General features: G+C 70.4%; 23 protein-coding genes. 14 read left to right on the top strand and 9 right to left on the bottom strand.

Annotated elements, in window-relative coordinates; all coding sequences use genetic code 11:
- Positions 1–128 precede the first annotated feature (128 nt).
- From QMK61_RS03365 to QMK61_RS03355, 3 genes are all read left to right on the top strand, one after another.
- The gene (locus tag QMK61_RS03365; RefSeq protein ID WP_302070410.1) at positions 129–959 is read left to right on the top strand and encodes a helix-turn-helix transcriptional regulator; all 831 of its coding nucleotides are present in this window, start codon (positions 129–131) and stop codon (positions 957–959) included.
- A gap of 68 nt (positions 960–1027) precedes the next feature.
- A complete protein-coding gene (locus QMK61_RS03360; RefSeq protein WP_302070408.1) occupies positions 1028–1591 on the top strand; it encodes a DUF1579 family protein in 564 nt (187 codons plus the stop codon).
- A 94-nt stretch (positions 1592–1685) separates the two neighbouring features.
- The gene (locus tag QMK61_RS03355) at positions 1686–2093 is read left to right on the top strand and encodes a hypothetical protein (RefSeq protein ID WP_302070407.1); all 408 of its coding nucleotides are present in this window, start codon (positions 1686–1688) and stop codon (positions 2091–2093) included.
- 72 nt (positions 2094–2165) lie between these two features.
- Here the strand turns inward: QMK61_RS03355 and QMK61_RS03350 are convergent, their stop codons facing one another.
- From QMK61_RS03350 to QMK61_RS03340, 3 genes are all read right to left on the bottom strand, one after another.
- Complete coding sequence (locus QMK61_RS03350; protein ID WP_302070406.1) at positions 2166–2492, bottom strand: EF-hand domain-containing protein; 327 nt, start codon at positions 2490–2492, stop codon at positions 2166–2168.
- 88 nt (positions 2493–2580) lie between these two features.
- Entirely contained in the window at positions 2581–2823 is a 243-nt protein-coding gene (locus tag QMK61_RS03345) for a helix-turn-helix transcriptional regulator (RefSeq protein WP_302070405.1), read from the bottom strand.
- Positions 2813–3238 (bottom strand): hypothetical protein, encoded by a 426-nt coding sequence (locus tag QMK61_RS03340; protein WP_302070404.1) that lies wholly within the window; start codon positions 3236–3238, stop codon positions 2813–2815. Before QMK61_RS03340 ends, QMK61_RS03345 begins: the two co-directional genes overlap by 11 nt.
- 122 nt (positions 3239–3360) lie before the next feature.
- Here QMK61_RS03340 and QMK61_RS03335 point away from each other — a divergent pair, with 122 nt between their 5' ends.
- From QMK61_RS03335 to QMK61_RS03325, 3 genes are read left to right on the top strand one after another with little or no spacing between them, the layout of a single operon-like run.
- Positions 3361–3537, top strand: a complete 177-nt coding sequence (locus QMK61_RS03335) for a CopG family transcriptional regulator (RefSeq protein WP_302070403.1) — start codon at positions 3361–3363, stop codon at positions 3535–3537.
- A complete protein-coding gene (locus tag QMK61_RS03330; protein WP_302070402.1) occupies positions 3534–3875 on the top strand; it encodes a hypothetical protein in 342 nt (113 codons plus the stop codon). Before QMK61_RS03335 ends, QMK61_RS03330 begins: the two co-directional genes overlap by 4 nt.
- Positions 3876–3904: 29 nt before the next feature.
- A complete protein-coding gene (locus QMK61_RS03325) occupies positions 3905–4756 on the top strand; it encodes a class I SAM-dependent methyltransferase (RefSeq protein WP_302070401.1) in 852 nt (283 codons plus the stop codon).
- Between the two features lie 221 nt (positions 4757–4977).
- On the opposite strand, the gene QMK61_RS03320 is transcribed toward QMK61_RS03325, so the two are convergent.
- Positions 4978–5619 carry a dihydrofolate reductase family protein gene (locus tag QMK61_RS03320; protein WP_302070400.1) on the bottom strand — a complete coding sequence of 214 codons (642 nt, stop codon included), beginning with the start codon at positions 5617–5619 and terminating at the stop codon, positions 4978–4980.
- A 131-nt stretch (positions 5620–5750) separates the two neighbouring features.
- On the bottom strand, positions 5751–6275 hold the full coding sequence (locus QMK61_RS03315) for a DUF4405 domain-containing protein (RefSeq protein WP_302070398.1): 525 nt from the start codon (positions 6273–6275) through the stop codon (positions 5751–5753).
- Between the two features lie 428 nt (positions 6276–6703).
- Between QMK61_RS03315 and QMK61_RS03310 the strand changes: the two genes are divergently transcribed.
- The gene (locus QMK61_RS03310; protein WP_302070396.1) at positions 6704–7066 is read left to right on the top strand and encodes a YciI family protein; all 363 of its coding nucleotides are present in this window, start codon (positions 6704–6706) and stop codon (positions 7064–7066) included.
- A 3-nt stretch (positions 7067–7069) separates the two neighbouring features.
- On the opposite strand, the gene QMK61_RS03305 is transcribed toward QMK61_RS03310, so the two are convergent.
- The gene (locus tag QMK61_RS03305) at positions 7070–7399 is read right to left on the bottom strand and encodes a metalloregulator ArsR/SmtB family transcription factor (RefSeq protein ID WP_302070395.1); all 330 of its coding nucleotides are present in this window, start codon (positions 7397–7399) and stop codon (positions 7070–7072) included.
- 7 nt (positions 7400–7406) lie between these two features.
- Entirely contained in the window at positions 7407–7871 is a 465-nt protein-coding gene (locus QMK61_RS03300) for an SRPBCC family protein (protein ID WP_302070394.1), read from the bottom strand.
- A 246-nt stretch (positions 7872–8117) separates the two neighbouring features.
- Between QMK61_RS03300 and QMK61_RS03295 the strand changes: the two genes are divergently transcribed.
- The 7 genes from QMK61_RS03295 to msrA all read left to right on the top strand — a co-directional run bounded on the left by QMK61_RS03295 (position 8118) and on the right by msrA (position 15144).
- On the top strand, positions 8118–9335 hold the full coding sequence (locus QMK61_RS03295; RefSeq protein WP_302070393.1) for a multidrug effflux MFS transporter: 1218 nt from the start codon (positions 8118–8120) through the stop codon (positions 9333–9335).
- A gap of 181 nt (positions 9336–9516) precedes the next feature.
- Positions 9517–10470: an ABC transporter ATP-binding protein gene (locus tag QMK61_RS03290; RefSeq protein WP_302070391.1), complete on the top strand. Its 954-nt coding sequence runs from the start codon at positions 9517–9519 to the stop codon at positions 10468–10470.
- Entirely contained in the window at positions 10467–11228 is a 762-nt protein-coding gene (locus QMK61_RS03285; RefSeq protein WP_302070390.1) for an ABC transporter permease, read from the top strand. Before QMK61_RS03290 ends, QMK61_RS03285 begins: the two co-directional genes overlap by 4 nt.
- 168 nt (positions 11229–11396) lie before the next feature.
- Positions 11397–12629, top strand: coding sequence for an FAD-dependent oxidoreductase (locus QMK61_RS03280; RefSeq protein ID WP_302070389.1), 1233 nt, complete (start codon positions 11397–11399; stop codon positions 12627–12629).
- A 218-nt stretch (positions 12630–12847) separates the two neighbouring features.
- Positions 12848–14128, top strand: coding sequence for a DUF763 domain-containing protein (locus tag QMK61_RS03275; protein WP_302070388.1), 1281 nt, complete (start codon positions 12848–12850; stop codon positions 14126–14128).
- A gap of 69 nt (positions 14129–14197) precedes the next feature.
- The gene (gene msrB / locus QMK61_RS03270; protein ID WP_302070387.1) at positions 14198–14647 is read left to right on the top strand and encodes a peptide-methionine (R)-S-oxide reductase MsrB; all 450 of its coding nucleotides are present in this window, start codon (positions 14198–14200) and stop codon (positions 14645–14647) included.
- Positions 14644–15144: a peptide-methionine (S)-S-oxide reductase MsrA gene (msrA, locus tag QMK61_RS03265; RefSeq protein WP_302070385.1), complete on the top strand. Its 501-nt coding sequence runs from the start codon at positions 14644–14646 to the stop codon at positions 15142–15144. Before msrB ends, msrA begins: the two co-directional genes overlap by 4 nt.
- 51 nt (positions 15145–15195) lie before the next feature.
- Here the strand turns inward: msrA and QMK61_RS03260 are convergent, their stop codons facing one another.
- Positions 15196–15906, bottom strand: coding sequence for a DUF899 family protein (locus QMK61_RS03260; RefSeq protein WP_302070384.1), 711 nt, complete (start codon positions 15904–15906; stop codon positions 15196–15198).
- A 25-nt stretch (positions 15907–15931) separates the two neighbouring features.
- Positions 15932–16591: a glutathione S-transferase family protein gene (locus tag QMK61_RS03255; protein ID WP_302070383.1), complete on the bottom strand. Its 660-nt coding sequence runs from the start codon at positions 16589–16591 to the stop codon at positions 15932–15934.
- Positions 16592–16636: the final 45 nt, after the last annotated feature.

The raw sequence follows: 16636 nt of genomic DNA, 5'->3' as shown, positions 1-16636 counted from the left end.
CGAGGTGAGGGGCGGGTGCTCGCGGGAGTGTCTCCAAAGGCGGGCTTGCCGCGAGGTTGGCCCCTCGTCCCGGCCCTCTCCCCAGAGGGGAGAGGGAGAAGAGCACGTGGGTTGCCCGGGGTTTCCTCATGGTTGATACGTCTGCACGTCCGCCTTCGCCGCTCGGCCGGCTGCTGCGCGAATGGCGCACGCTGCGCCGCCAGAGCCAGCTCGACCTGGCGCTGGCGGCGGAGATGTCCACCCGCCACCTCAGCTGCGTCGAGACCGGCAAGGCCCGGCCCAGCCGCGAGGCGCTGGGCCGCATCGCCGCCGCGCTCGACATGCCGCTGCGCGCGCGCAACGCATTGCTGCTGGCCGCGGGCTATGCGCCGGAATACGCCGAGCACGACTGGACCGCGCCCGCGCTGGAGCGCATGCGCCAGGCGGTGGAACTGATCCTGGCGCACCAGGAGCCGTATCCCGCCTTCGTGCTCGACCGCGCATGGAACGTGCTGGCCGCCAACGGCTCCGCGACGCGCGTGAACCGGCTGCTGATGGACGGCCGCGAAAGTCGCCATGCCAACCTGTTGCACCAGGTGTTCGACCCGCGGGATTTCCGTCCGGTGATCGTCAACTGGTCGGCGGTGGCGGAGAAGTTCCTGCATCACCTGCATGCGCAGGTGGCCGCCGCGCCCACCGATCCCGTGCCGCGCCGCCTGCTGGCGGACATCGCGCGCTACCCGGACGTGCCCGCGCTCGGCAGTCCGCACGACGGCGAAGCGCCCGCGCCCGTGCTCACGCTGGAATTCCGCAGCCGCGCCGGCGGGCTGCGCTTCTTCGAGACCATCACCACCTTCTCGATGCCGCACGACGTGACGCTGCAGGAACTGCGCATCGAGTGCGCGTTTCCCGCCGATGCGCACACCGCGGCGGTGTGCGCCCGGCTGGCGCGAGAGGAAAACGCCGCCGCGACGGCATGACCTGCGAGGTCATGGACGCATGGCGTGCCTTCGCGCACGCTGGCGCCTCCCCATCGCAGGAACACCCCATGCGCCAGCGTCGCCTGTTGTCCCTCGCCCTTGTCCTGACCGCCGGCGCCTTCGCATGCGCAGGGGCGGCCATCACGAAAACCGGTCCGGCGCCGGCCGGCGGGCACGCCGCGCCGGCGCAGCGCCTCGACTGGCTGGCGGGGCGCTGGAACGTGCGCCAGTCCTTCTGGACCGATCCGGCCAGGGCTCCGGCCGTCGATACCGGCACGGCCGTGTTCACCCGCGTGCTCGAAGGGCGCCACCTGCGGCAGGAGGTGTGGATCGATTCGGCCAAGCCCTTCCACGGCCTGGGCTACCTGGGCTACGACGCGGCGGCCCACCGTTACGACAGCCTGTGGATGGACGTGAATTTCGGTGGCGTGGTGATCGCCCACGGCGATTGCGACCCGGCCGGCCGTGCCTGCACCTTCCTCGGTGCGGTGCCCGGCGCGCACGGATCCGGCGTGCCGGTGCGCGAGGTGCTGCAGGTCGCCGACGCCGACCATTTCAGCTACGCGTACTACGAGCGCCACGCGGGTCGCGAGGTGCTGACGGTCAAGCTGGATTACGCGCGCGTGAAGTAACCGTGCATGGCGTCGCGCGGCAGTCGAACCGCGCGGCGCATGGGACTATGCTGCGGGGACTGCGGCGAAAGCCGCGCTGTTGCGGAGTCGTGTCATGGCCAAGCATGTCGTTTCCTGGCTGCCGGCGCTCCTGCTGGCTGCAGCGCTTCCCGTGGGTGCCTCGGCGGCGGACAGCGGCGGGGCCGCCTCGAAGCAGGCCGCCACCGCCAGCGCCCATGCCGGCATGGCGCTGGGCGCCGCCGACCTGAAGACGGCGCAACTGCACCTGCACCACGTGGTGAACTGCCTGGTCGGCCCGTCCGGCCAGGGCTTCGACGCCAAGGCCGGCAATCCGTGCAAGGGCATGGGGCAGGGAGCGATCACCGACGCCAAGGGCGACGCCGCCACCGAGGGCCGCCTGGATGCCGCGCTGTCGCGTGCGGAGCATGGCCTGCAGGCCACCACGCTGGACGCCGCGCATGCCGATGCGCAGCAGGCGATGAACGCGCTGCAGGCCAGGTGAGGGAAGGGGCGCAGCCGGTTCCGGCCGCGCCACCGCCAGGGCCGCGCACCGGTGCGTGGCCTTGGGCCGTCGTTACCGCGCCTTGCCGGCGGACGAGGCCGGCGCCGGCTGCGAGCGCATCAGCATGCGCACGATGTAGGCGTGCACGTCGGCCTTGCTGACGAAGCCGGTGTGGCCGGCGTCGATCGCGTCGAAATGGCTGGCGATGAACGCGACCGGCCCGGCCTGCGCCTCGGCCTTGCTCAGCTTGCCGTCGCGGTTCGCGTCGGCGATGTCGAAGTTCCTGTCGAGGGTCGCCACGCCCTGGACGATGCGGCCCATGCCGTTCTGGGCGAGCAGCGCCGTGGGCAGGCAGGCGGCGAGGGAGGCGAGGCCGAACACGAGGGCGAGGCGCGACATGGCGATCTCCTGCGGGGCGGGGCCGACGGGGCGCGTGCCGGTTGGCGGCGCCCCGTGCCATGCGAGGCTAGCACGACGCAGGCGGACGTCATGGTCCCTTGCCGGGAGCGGCGACATCGCCGGGGTTCCAGTGGAACACCTCGTCCAGCCGCTTGCCGAATACGTCGGCGATGCGGAAGGCCACTTCCAGCGACGGCGAGTAGCGGCCCTGCTCGATCGCGGCGATGGTCTGCCGGGTGAGGCCCACGCGCCGCCCCAGCTCGGCCTGGGTCATGTCCTGCGCCAGGAAGCGCAGCAGGCGCACTTCGTTGGTCAGTGCTTCAGCGGGCAAGGCGCGGCCTCCGGCGGTAGCCCGCCACGATCAGCGCGTAGCGCACCGTCTCGGCCAGCACGATGGCGAACAGGGCGGTGTTGGTGAGCTTCCAGCCGCTGTCGCTGAACGGCATCACCACGCCGACCACGACCAGGCCGGCCAGCATCACGAAGTAGGCGGTGCGGGTGGCGCGTCCGTCGATGGCGCGGTCGCGTTCGTCCAGCAGCAGCGGCTCGCCGCGTTCCTGCCATTTCATCGCCAGCAGGCCGGCGAGGTAGGCAATGGCATGCACGCTGGCGACGACGGCGAGGCAGGCGATGCGCTCGAGGAACGTCAGCCCATGCGGCATGGTCGCCTGGATCAGGAAATAGACGATGTAGGGCGGGCATTGGCTCCACAGCGCCAGCCAGGCGCGCTTCTCGAACGGTGACATGGTTTTCCCTCTGAGTTTGTTTTGGTGCACTTGATGTTAATTATTATTGACATGACGTCAAGAAGATTTTCCTTTTCGTCGCTTTGCTTGACTCAAAGCTATATTGCTAGCAAGCTATGTCCATGGGCGACGAAGACGTCAAGCAGTTCAACGTGTACCTGCCGGTCGGCCTGATCCGGCAGGTCAAGCACCATGCCATCGAGGCCGAGCTGTCGCTGTCGGCGCTGGTTGCCGAGGCGTTGCGCGCCTACCTCGAGGCACCCCACCAGCCACCACCCATATCGGAGGATCGAGCATGAGCACCCGGGGCATCGAAGCCGTCTACCTGACTACCCACAACTGGGGCAAGGCGGCGAAGTTCTTCCAGTCGCTGGGCTATGCGCTGGAGTTCGAGACCGACCACCACTCCGGCCAGCTGCGCAACGGCGACGGCCCCTACCTGTTCATCGCCGAAGTGCCCGCCGACCAGGCGCCGCAGATGCAGGCCGTGCTGCAGGTGGCCGACGAGCAGGCGTTCCGCCCCGGGCCGGGCGTCGTGCTGGCCGAGCCCTTCGCGGACACCCATTGGGGCACCCGCGAGGCCATCGTGCGCGATCCCGATGGCCGCCTGTGGCGGCTGCAGGCGCCGAAGGGCTGAGCGCCGGACGGCCGCGCAGGAGAGGCGCCATGGAACACGACGCGACACCCGACAGCACCGCCATCCGCGTGGCCTTGTGGCGTGCACTGCACGTGCAGGCCGATCCGCCGCCGCACGTGCTGGTGGACGAAATCGGCCTGCGCCTTGCCGCGCCGGAAGCGGACTGGTGCCAGCGACCCGACATGGATCCGCGATTTACACGGTCCTTCCGCGCCGGCATCGTCGCGCGCGCGCGTTTCGTCGAGGACCTGGCGGCGGAACAGGCCGGCCATGGCGTCGACCAGTACGTGATCCTCGGCGCCGGACTGGACAGCTTCGCCCAGCGCCGGCCGGAACTGGCCTCGCGGCTGACGCTGTTCGAGATCGACCAGCCCGGCACGCAGGCATGGAAGCGCCGGCGCCTGGCGGAACTGGGCCTGGCCGAGCCCGGCTGGCCGCGCTTCGTGCCGGTCGATTTCGAGGCCGGCGAGCGCTGGCCGGAGCGGCTGGTGGCTGCGGGCTTCGATGCGGCGCGGCCCGCCGTGGTCGCCTGCACGGGCGTCAGCATGTACCTCAGCCACGAGGCCCTCGCCGATACCTTGCGCCACATCGCGGCCTTCGCCCCGGGCTCGACGTTGGCGATGACCTTCGTCGTGCCGCCGGAATGCGCCGAGCCGGAGGAGCGCGCCGGCTTCGAGGCCGCGCTGCGCGGCGCACAAGCAAGCGGCACGCCCTTCCTCAGCCTGCTCGCGCCGGCGCAGATGCTGGCGCTGGCGCGCGAAGCCGGCTTCCGCCACGCGGAGATCGTGCCGGCGGCCGAGCTGGCGCGGCGCTATTTCACCGGTCGCGCCGACGGCCTGCGGCCGGGCAGTGCCGAGCAGTTCCTGCTGGCGACGACCTGAGAGTTTATTCACGATCCCTGGGCATCGCACGAAGCGTCAACCTTGCATGCCTTTGCTCGTCATCCCGGCGTAGGCCGGGATCCAGTCGCCATGCGGCTTGAACGAGCGTGGTCACTACTGGATGACCCGATCTTCGTCTGTTGAAAAGCGCCTCCGGCCCACGCCGGAATGACGAGCCAGAGCGTGGTGTTCGAACAGGCTCCAAGACGACGGAAGCCTACCTACCGCGCAAGCGCCACGTGGGTGGCCAAGGGCGTGGCCACGTGCTCGGTGACGCGGAAACCCAGCGCCGGCAGGTCCAGCCCCGCGAACAGGGCCTCGCCCCGGCCCAGCACCACCGGCGAGATGGCGAAGTGCAACTCGTCCACCAGGTCGGCCTGCAGGTACTGGCGCACCGTGCTGACGCCGCCGCCGATCTTCACGTCCCTGGCGCCGGCCGCGGCGCGAGCCTGCTCGAGGGCTGCCTCGATGCCTTCGGTGACGAAGTGGAAGGTGGTGCCGCCCTGCATCCTGATGGGCGCGCGCGGGTAGCGGGTGAGCACGAACGTGGGCGCGTGATAGGGCGGGTCGTCGCCCCACCAGCCTTGCCAGGACTCATCCGGCCACGGCCCGCGCACCGGGCCGAACATGTTGCGGCCGAGGATGAAGGCGCCGAAGCCGTCCATGGCGCGCGCCGCGAAGGCGTCGTCGACATCCTGTGTGCCGCCCGGCTGGCCGGTCATCGTGCGGAACGTGCGGGTGCCGAAGAACCACTGGAAGAGCTCCTTGCCGCGCTTGCCCAGCGGATCTTCCAGGCTCTGTTCGACGCCCGCGCCGAAGCCGTCGAGGGAGAGCGAGAAACCTGCGACGCGAACCTTGCCCATGCGGATGCCCGTGGTCGGTGGCCTGCGCGCTTTGTAGCGCAAGCCGCCTTCCGCAGGCAAAGCCGCCGGCAGGCGTGGCCGCGGATGGCGCGGGAAATGCCGCTCCGTGTCGCGGCAGGCCCGGCTGCAGGTCAGCCGCGCTCCGGCTTGCCGGCGCGACGCGACGGCAGCATCGCGTACAGCACGTCGCTGGCGCGCGCCTGCGAGGCGGTGGCGATGGCGGCCACCGAGTCGCGGGTGGAGCCGGCCTTGTAGCCCTGTCGTTGCAGGTGGCGCAGCAATTCCTCCGGGGTGGCCTGCAGCACCGGCGCCAGGTCCGCGAGGCTGGCCTGGGTCATCAGCGTCACGGCCTGGGTCGCGGGATTGCCGCCGCGGCCCTTGCCGGCGGTCAGCGCGAACGGCACCGCCACCAGCACCGACAGCGCCAGCGGGATGAGCAGGGTCTTGCGCTTCGCATATGCCAGCAGCGGCTTCCAGTTCTTCAGCAGGTGCAGCGCGAACGGCGCCAGCAACACCACGCTCAGCCATTCGTGCATGGCGTGGAAGGTGCGCGGCGCCCAGTGGAAGAACAGCGCCACGCCCGAGACGGCGGAGACGGTGAACAGGCCCGCGGTGAGCGGCGTGCCGTAGCGGTGCATGAAGTCGTTGGGGCGCATTCCGATGGCCATCGGTCGAAGAAGCGCAATAATGATAGTTATTCTCATTTGAGACAAGTCCGCGGCGGTCCTGGCAGGCATGTCGATCCGGCGCGCTTCCGCTCGTCGTCCCTCGAACGCCGCAGGCCGTGCGGCGTCCTTAGAGCCTGTTCAAAATCTCCCCGTGGCCCGCGTCGGAGCTGTTTGCGCGCAGACCAAGGAAGAGCGAAGGAGTGGACGTCCGTCCACGACCGAGCGATGACGCAGGGATGCGGGCAAACAGACCCGGCCCTCCGGGTTGCCTTGCCCTGGCCGCCAGGCGGCAGCGCGCGGCTTGGCCTGCCAGCCAGGCAGGCGCTGCGCCACGCGCTGCCACCTGGCGGCCAGGGCAAGGCAACGCGAGCTACGGGGAGATCTTGAACAGGCTCTTATGCCCAAGGAGAGACACGATGCGATTCCTTTCGATGATCCGGATCAACGAGCGCACGGGCCAGCGTCCCGACGAGCGGTTGTGCGAAGACATGGGCAAGCTGATGGCCGAGATGACGGCGGCCGGTTCGCTGCTGGATACCGCGGGCCTGCGGCCCACCGCCGAAGGCAAGCGCGTGCGCCTGTCGCGCGGGCGGCAGACGGTGATCGACGGCCCGTTCACCGAGGCGAAGGAAGTGATCGGCGGCTACGCGATGCTGGAAGCCGCCTCGATGGACGAGGCGCTGGAGCTGACCCGCCGCTTCCTGGACGTGCACGGCGACGGATGGGAGATCGAGTGCGAAGTGCGCCAGGTGATGGAGGATTGCAACGAGGCGGCATGAGGCTCAGCCTTCGACGAACCGTTTCAGGCGCGCCAGCGCCTGGTCCCATTGCGCCGCGATCGCGTCCAGCGCGCGGCGCGCTTCGTCGATGCGCGACGGCTCCAGTTCCCACCGCCGCTCGCGCCCCTGCCGGCTGTCGCGCACCAGCCCGGCGTCGGCCAGCACCTGCAGGTGCTTGGTGACGGCCTGGCGGGTGACCGCAGTGCCGGCGGTGAGCTGGGTGATCGACAGCGCGCCGCCGGCGCACAGCGCGGCAACCAGGCGCAGCCGCGTCGGGTCGCCCAGCGCGGCGAACACCGGCGCGGATTTCTGCCAGGCGTTCTTCTTCGCCATGGCGCGCTCAGTGCCCGGCCAGGTACTTTTCGATGTTTCCCATCTGCGCGTCCCAACCGCCGCTGTTCATGCGGTACGCCTCGGCGCGGCGGGCCAGCGGGATGCGGTCGAAGCCGGATTCGACCAGGCGCAGCAGGGTGCCGCCGGCGGCGTCTTCCAGCGCGAATTCCACCCGCGTGGTCGGCTCGGCCGAGTAATCGACGGCGGGGTCGACCGCGTAGGGATGCCAGCGGTACGCGAACAGGCGCCCGGGCTCGATGCGCTCCACCTGCATCTCGCACACCAGGTGTTCGTAGCCGGGGTAGGTGATCCGGCCGCGGGCGGTCTCGCCGACGACGAAACGCTGGCCTTTCAGGTCCACGCCGAACCAGTCGCCGAAGGCCTCGGCGTCGGTCAGCGCGCGCCAGACTTTTGCGCGCGGGGCCCGCAGGTGGATCTGACGCTCGATGCGGTCGGTGCTGCTGGCGCTCATGGGGTGGTCTCCGCCGGGCTATTGGGCAACTTTATGGTTGCATGTTACGCCGCGTGCGGTGAAATGCAACAATATGGTTGCATCATGCATGCGGCACGGTCGTGCACAGGCGTCAGGAATGTTTTGCGCCGGACGGGTTGATTTCAGAACTAATTGGTTTAGTATTGCCTGCCCCGGCCAGGCGCGCGTGCCTGCGCGCCGTCCGCGGAGCGAGTCGCTCCGTCCCGTCTTCATCGAGGTTTCGCCATGACGTCCCGCCTGTTCGGAACGGCGCTGGTGCTCGGCCTGCTGTCGGCCGTCGGCCCGTTCGCCATCGACATGTACTTGCCCGCGCTGCCCAGCATCCAGCGCGGCCTGCATACCGACGTGGACGCGGCGCAGATGAGCCTGATGGCGTTCTTCGCGGCCATCGCGGTGGGCCAGCTGGTGTACGGCCCGGTGTCGGACATGCTGGGCCGCAAGCCGCCGATCTACTTCGGCCTGTGCCTGTTCGCGCTGGCCAGCATCGGCTGCGCGCTGGCGCCGGACATCCACACCCTGATCGCCGCGCGCTTCGTGCAGGGGCTGGGCGCCTGCGCGGGGATGGTGATCCCGCGCGCGATCGTGCGCGACATGCACACCGGCACCGAGGCGGCGAAGCTGATGGCGCTGCTGATGCTGGTGTTCAGCGTGTCGCCGATCCTGGCGCCGCTGACCGGCAGCCTGGTGGTGCGGTTGTCGGGCTGGCGCGGCATCTTCTGGGTGGTGGCCGGGGCGGCGGTGCTGGGGCTCGCGCTGGCGACGTTCGTGCTGAAGGAGACGCGCAGCGCGGCGCAGCGGGTGGAAAGCAGCATGCGTTCGGCGCTGGTAGCGTACCGCACCTTGCTGAGGGATCCGCCGTTCCTGGGCCTGGTGTTCATCGGCGCGTTCGGCATTTCCAGCTTCTTCGCCTACCTGGCCAACTCGTCGTTCGTGCTGATCGAGCACTACGGGCTCACGCCCACCCAGTACAGCCTGGCGTTCTCGGTGAACGCGGTGTCTTTCATCGGCGCGGCGCAGTTCACCGGACGGCTGGGCGAGCGCTACGGCCTGCGCCGGGTGGTGCGCACGGCGGTGGCCGGCTACGCGGCGACCATGCTGCTGTTGCTGGTGCTGACCGCCGCCGGCCTCGACCGGCTGGACCTGCTGATGGCGCTACTGTTCGTGGGCTACGGCTTCCTCGGCCTGGTGATCCCCACCACGGCGGTGCTGGCGCTGGACCGCCACGGCCCGGTCGCGGGCACCGCCTCGGCGCTGATGGGCACGCTGCAGTTCGTCACCGGCGCGGCGGTGATCGCGGTGGTGGGACGCTTCCTCGACGGCACCGCCCTGCCGATGGTGGGCGGCATCGCCGGCTGTTCGGTGGTCGCCTTCCTGCTGGCGCGGGTTACGCTGCGCCGCGACGACGAGCCCACCATGGACGAGGTGGCGGCGGAGCGCGCCTGACCGTCATTCCGGCGAAGGCCGGAATCCAGTCTGACAACTCGTGCGAAGCACGCAGAACCTGATTCGTATGCTCCGCACGCATACCTCACTGGATTCCGGCCTTCGCCGGAATGACGAGCAGGAAAGGCGGTCGAGGAAACAGGCGGCTGAAGTCTTTCACCAGTCGAACGCGGAGGCAGGCATGAATGCAACGGCAGCACAGGCAGCGCACGACGACATCCTCGTCGTGCGCGGGCTGGACAAGACGTATCCGGGCGGCTTCCAGGCGCTCAGGCAGATCGACCTGGAGATCCGCCGCGGCGAGATCTTCGCGCTGCTCGGCCCCAACGGCGCGGGCAAGACCACGCTGATCAGCATCGTCTGCGGCATCGTCAACCTCGGCGCCGGCAGCATCACGGTGGACGGCCACGACATCGTGCGCGACTGGCGCGCCACCCGCTCGCTGATCGGGCTGGTGCCGCAGGAACTGAAGACCGACGCCTTCGAGACGGTGTGGAACACGGTGCGCTTCAGCCGCGGCCTGTTCGGCAAGGCGCCGGACGACGCCTACGTCGAGCGGCTGCTGAAGGAGCTGTCGCTGTGGGACAAGCGCGACAACAAGATCATGATGCTCTCCGGCGGCATGAAGCGCCGCGTGATGATCGCCAAGGCGCTGTCGCACGAGCCGCGCCTGCTGTTCCTCGACGAGCCCACCGCAGGCGTGGACGTGGAGCTGCGCCGCGACATGTGGGCGATGGTGCGGCGGCTGCGCGAGAGCGGCGTCACCATCCTGCTCACCACGCATTACATCGAGGAAGCCGAGGAGATGGCCGACCGCGTGGGCGTGATCAACAAGGGCGAGCTGGTCGTGGTTGAAGAGAAGGCCGCGCTGATGCACAAGCTCGGCCGCAAGCAGCTGCGCCTGCAGCTGCACGATCCGCTCGACGCCGTGCCCGGTGCCCTGGCGCCGTACCGGCTGGAGCTGGCCGCGGGCGGCAACGAGCTGGTCTACACCTACGACACCCAGGGCGAGCGCACCGGCATCACCGCGCTGCTGGCCGACCTGGCCGCGGCCGGCATCCGCTTCCGCGATCTCAGCACGCGGCAGGACACGCTGGAACAGATCTTCCTGCAACTGGTGAAGGAGGGCGCATGAACTGGTATGGCATCCGCGCGATCTACCGCTTCGAAATGGCCCGCACCGGGCGCACCCTGATGCAGAGCATCGCCTCGCCGGTGGTCTCCACCTCGCTGTACTTCGTGGTGTTCGGCTCGGCGATCGGCTCGCGCATCACCAGCGTGGACGGGGTCAGCTTCGCGGCCTTCATCATCCCCGGCCTGGTGATGCTGTCGCTGCTGATGCAGAGCGTCTCCAACGCCTCCTTCGGCATCTACTTCCCCAAGTTCGTGGGCACCATCTACGAGGTGCACTCGGCGCCGCTGTCGTACCTGGAGATCGTGCTGGGCTACGTGGGCGCGGCGGCGACCAAGGCGATCGTCGTGGGGCTGATCATCCTGGCCACGGCGCGCGCCTTCGTGGACTATTCCATCGCGCATCCGCTGGTGATGGTGGCCTTCCTGCTGCTGACCACGGTCAGCTTCAGCCTGTTCGGCTTCATCATCGGCATCTGGGCGGACAACTTCGAGAAGCTGCAGGTGGTGCCGCTGATGGTGATCACCCCGCTGACCTTCCTCGGCGGCAGCTTCTACTCCATCCACATGCTGCCGCCGTTCTGGCAGAAGGTGACCCTGTTCAACCCGGTGGTGTACCTGATCTCCGGCTTCCGCTGGAGCTTCTACGGCCTGGCCGACGTGCCGGTGGGCGTGAGCCTGGCGGCCACCACGGGCTTCCTGCTGCTGTGCCTGGCCACGGTGTGGTGGATCTTCCGCACCGGCTACCGGCTCAAGGTCTGACGTCACCGGTCGCGCGGCGCTTCCACCCGAGTGCGCCGCGCGACCTTGACCGAAGCCCCGGTCCCTGCCCACGCCGGCGCGGGCACTGGACGCCGCGGCGAGCGGCCTTCCAGAATGACGGGGCCGCCATCCGCGATGGCGCCATCCCATCCGCCCCGGAGCCGCCCGATGTCCGAAGGCCTGACGCAAACGCGTTGCTGTGTGGTCGGCGGCGGTCCCGCCGGCATGGTGCTCGGGCTGCTGCTGGCGCGCGCCGGCGTGGCGGTGACGGTGCTGGAGAAGCATGGCGATTTCCTGCGCGATTTCCGCGGCGACACGGTGCACCCGTCCACGCTGGAGATCATCGACCAGCTGGGCCTGCGGGCGGAGTTCGACGCGCTGCCGCAGCATCGCGTGGACCACCTGGAGGGCATCGTCGGCGGCCGCCGCCAGCCGCTGGTGGACTTCCGCGGCCTGCATCCCTACGGCTACCTGGCACTGGTGCCGCAATGGGACTTCCTCGACCTGCTGGCGCGGGAAGGCCGCCGCCACCCGTCGTTCGACCTGCGCATGCGGCATGGCGCGACCGACCTGCTGCGCGAACAGGGGCAGGTCGTGGGCGTGCAGGTGCAAGGGCCGGACGGCGCCTACGACCTGCGCGCCGACCTGGTGGTCGCCTGCGACGGCCGCCATTCCACCCTGCGCGGGGCGGCGGGCCTCGAGGCGCGCGACTACGGCGCGCCGATGGACGTGCTGTGGTTCCGCCTGCCGCGCAAGGACGACGACCCGCAGGACACCTTCGGCATCGTCGACCGCGGCCACATGATGGTGCTGCTGAACCGCGACGACTACTGGCAGGTGGCCTACCTGGTGCCCAAGGGCGGCGACACGGCGCTGCGCGCGCAGCCGTTGCAGGTGCTGCGCGACGGCGTGGCGGAGCTGGCGCCGTTCCTCGCCGACCGCAAGGACGCCATCGCCGGCTGGGACGAAGTCAGCACGCTCACCGTGAAGATCGACCGCCTGCCGCGCTGGCACCAGCCGGGCCTGCTGCTGATCGGCGACGCGGCGCACGCGATGTCGCCGATCGGCGGCGTCGGCATCAACCTGGCGATCCAGGACGCGGTGGCGGCGGCGAACCGTCTGGCCGGGCCGCTGCGTGGCGGCGGTCCCATCGACGAATCGGTGCTGGCGCAGGTGCAACAGCGGCGCGAGTTCCCGGTGCGGGTGGTGCAGCGCGTGCAGATGCTGATGCAGCGCAAGCTGATCTCGCGCGTGCTGGAGCAGCGCGGCGAGCCGCCGCGTGTGCCGGGCCCGCTGCGCTGGCTGTTGGGCTTCCGCGCGGTGCGGCACGTGCCCGCGCGGCTGTTCGGCTACGGCCTGCGCCGCGAGCGGGTGGAATGCGGCCCGGCGCGCGACGCGTGAGCCGCGGCTGAGCGCCTGTTCACGCTCTTCATAAGTACCCACGCGCCGGGAGTTGTTTGCGCGCGGCCAAGACCCGGCCACTCGAGGACAACGCGGGGCACTTGGAGATCGTGAACAGGCTCCAATCGCGCTGGCCCCGGCGGCGGCAACGTCCTACCATCGACGGTATTCCCCGATTTGCCGCGACGGCGCCTTGCTGTCGCTGGAGCCTTCCCCGCATGACCCGACGATCCGGAAGCGCCGACCTGCCGTTGCACGGCGGCAAGGTGCCGCGCTGGCTGGCGGACCGGATGACCCGGCTGGGCGCGCTGATGGCGCAGGCCATCGTGCACGAGTACGGCCGCGACGAACTGCTGCGCCGGCTGGCCCACCCGTTCTGGTTCCAGTGCTTCGGCGCGGTGATGGGCATGGACTGGCATTCCTCCGGCATCACCACCAGCGTGATCGGCGCGCTCAAGCGGGGGCTGGCGCCGCTGGAAGGCGAACTGGGCATCCACGTCTGCGGCGGGCGCGGGCGCCATTCGCGCGCCACGCCGCACGAGCTGGCCGCGGTCGGCGAGCGCACGGGGCTGGACGGCGCCGCGCTGGCGGGCGTCAGCCGGCTGGTCGCCAAGGTGGACAACGCCGCGGTGCAGGACGGCTTCGACCTCTACCTGCACGGCTTCATCGTGGCCGACGACGGCCGCTGGGTGGTGGTGCAGCAGGGCATGAACGGGGCACGCAGGCAGGCGCGCCGCTACCACTGGCTGTCCGAGGGCCTGACCAGCTTCGTCGACGATCCGCACGCCGCGGTGGACGGACCCGGCCAGGGCCGCATCGTCAACCTCGCTGACCGCCGCGCGCAGGCCTCGCGCGCGGCGCAACTGGAACTGCTGCACGCGCTGGGCCCGCAGGGCATCGTGTGCGAGCTGGCGCGCATCGAAGGTGCCGTCGCCGCGGCGCCGCAGGCGGACCTGTTCGCCCCCGAACCGCTGCCGCACCTGGTGCTGCCGCACCGCCACGACGTGCGCGCCGGCGACATCGTGGCGCGCCGCCTGCACGGCGCGCTGGCCGCCGCGGCGGAAAACGGCCCGCGCGATTTCCCGGAACTTCTGCAGGTGCCGGGCGTGGGCGCGCGCACCGTGCGCGCGCTGGCGCTGGTGGCCGAGGTGCTGCATGGCGCGCCGTGCCGCTTCACCGACCCGGCGCGCTTTTCCATCGCCCACGGCGGCAAGGATCGCCACCCGTTCCCGGTGCCCGTGCGCGTCTACGACCACACCATCGGCGTGCTGAAGACCGCCGTGGCCCAGGCGCAGCTGGGCCGCGAGGAACGGCTGGCCGCGTTGAAGCGGCTGGATGCGCAGGCGCGCCGGCTGGAGGCGCGGGCGCGCGGCCCGTCGGTGGACGCGCTGATCGCCGAAGAGCGGCGGCGCTCGCATGACTACGGCGGTCGCAGCGTGTTCGGCTGGGAACCGCCGCCGGTTGCGGCGGACCCCGCCGGTGCGAAGGCGGCCGGATAGGCGATCGCCTCTTTTGACGGGCGCGACCGCCACCATCTTCCGTCGTGCCCCCCGTTGCAGGAGATCGGCATGTCCACCTACCGCAAGACCCCCGAAGCGCTGGCGCGCCTCACCCCCGAGCAGTATCGGGTGACCCAGCAGAGCGCCACCGAGTACCCCGGCACCGGCGAATACCTGCACAACCATGCGGTCGGCATCTACGTCGACGTGGTCTCGGGCGAGCCGCTGTTCGCCTCGTCGGACAAGTTCGAGTCCGGCTGCGGCTGGCCCAGCTTCACCAAGCCGATCGAGCCGGCCAACGTGCAGGAACTGCGCGACACCTCGCACGGCATGCTCCGCACCGAGGTGCGCTCGGCGCACGGCGACAGCCATCTCGGCCACGTCTTTCCCGACGGCCCGACCGACCGCGGCGGGCTGCGCTATTGCATCAACTCCGCCTCGCTGCGCTTCATCCCGCGCGAGCGGATGGAGGCCGAAGGCTACGGCGCGTACCTCGACCAGGTGGAGGACGTGCGATGAGCACCGAACGGGCGGTCCTGGCGGGCGGCTGCTTCTGGGGCATGCAGGAGCTGATCCGCCGGCAACCGGGCGTGCTCTCCACGCGCGTGGGCTACGCCGGCGGCGACGTGCCGGACGCCACCTACCGCCACCACGGCACCCACGCCGAGGCGGTGGAGATCGTGTTCGACCCGGCGCGCACCAGCTACCGCGAGCTGCTGGAGTTCTTCTTCCAGATCCACGACCCGACCACGCCGGACCGGCAGGGCAACGACCGCGGCAGTTCGTACCGCTCGATGATCCTCTACACCAGCGAGGCGCAGAAACGCATCGCCGAGGACACCATCGCCGACGTGGATGCTTCCGGCCTGTGGCCGGGCAGGGTGGTGACCGAGGTCGCGCCCGCCGGCGACTTCTGGGAAGCCGAGCCGGAGCACCAGGACTACCTGCAGCACTATCCCGATGGCTACACCTGCCACTTCGTGCGGCCGGGCTGGCGATTGCCGCGGCGGGGCTGAGCCCCGCCGCCGCGTCCTTCCGCCGCCGGCCCCGTCGCTGCCCCGGCGAGGTCAGTCGCCGTAGTCCAGCTTCGGGTACCAGTCGGTGCCGCGGCCTTCGGGCGTGCAGTCGAGCAGGTTCCACAACGGCATCAGGTCGGGCGCGCCGCGCGCGTCCTGGCTGGGGTCGGCGGTGCGGTCGTCCATTTCGCCGCTCCAGAAGTGGCGGATGCCGCCATCGCGGCGGGTGAACACGTTGAAGCCGGGGATGTCGTTGCCTTCGCCGTCCACGCCGAAGTAGTCGCGGCTGTAGGCGCCGTCGAGGTCGGCGTACAGCTTCAGGTGCCGCCAGCCGCGCTCGCGCTTGAAGGCGGCGAGGCGCTGGATGGGCGAGCGCGCGACCACGGCCAGCGCCACGCGCTGTTCCAGGTCGCGCGCCTCGCCGTCCCAGGCGGCCAGCAGCGAGGTGCACATCGGGCAGGGGCGGGTGCGCTGCGGGCCGAACATGTAGCTGTAGACGATCAGGGTGTCCTTGTCGCCGAACAGGCCGGCGAAGTCGATCGGTCCCTGTTCGCCTTCGAACCGGTAGCGCCCGGTGACTTCGCCGCCGGGCGGCAGGGCGCGGCGCCGTTCGGCGACGCGTTCGATGTGGCGGCGCAGCTCGATCTCCTCGGCCAGCAACGCCTGCCGCGCGCGGCGGTAGGCGTCGCTTTCGTTGGGGAAGCGCATGCGGTTGCGCTGCGCCAGTTCGACGGCGGGAACGAGGTCGGGGGCGTGGGGCATGGCCGGTCTCCGGTGGCGGGCGGGGTCAGTCGCGGTCGGGGGCGCCGAGCGGGAAGTAGGCGCGGTAGGGGCGCGCCTCGTCCACCGCGCGGGCGAACGAGGGGCGTGCCAGCAGCCGCGCGCGGTAGGCGCGCACGTGCCGGAAGGCCGGGTCGATGGGGTGGGTCCAGTCGGCGTAGAACAGGAACGGCGCGGCGGCGCAGTCGGCCAGGCTGAAGGCCTCGCCCACGGCCCAGGTGCGGCCGTCCATGCGCCGGTCGAGCCAGGCGTAGGCGGCTTCCAGCATGGCCCTGGCGTCGTCCACGCCGTGCGGGTCGCGCTGGCCTTCGTGGCGCAGGCGGTCGAGCACCACCTTCTGCTGCGGCGTGGAGACGTAATTGTCGAAGAAGCGGTCCAGCATGCGCACTTCCAGCGCGGCGTCGGCGTCCTCGGGGATCAGCCGGACCGGGCCGGGATAATGCCGGTCCAGGTACTCGACGACACAGGTCGCTTCCAGCACCGTGCGCCCCCCGTCCACCAGCACCGGGAAGCGCTTGATCGGCCACAGCGCGGCCAGCTCGGCGTTGGCGCCGGGGTCTTCCAGCGAGCGGTAGTCGAACGGCGTGTCGTTCTCGTACAGCGCCACCAGCGCCTTCTGGCTGTAGGAGGAGAACGGGTGGGCATAGAGCCGGGGCAGGGCGGGCATGAAGTGTCTCCGGTGCGGTTCGTCATGACGACGAACGGAGGCGAC

The organism is Fulvimonas sp. R45, from assembly GCF_030504985.1.
In the GTDB taxonomy this organism is placed as follows: domain Bacteria; phylum Pseudomonadota; class Gammaproteobacteria; order Xanthomonadales; family Rhodanobacteraceae; genus Rhodanobacter_A.
This window is presented reverse-complemented; position numbering and strand designations above follow the sequence as displayed.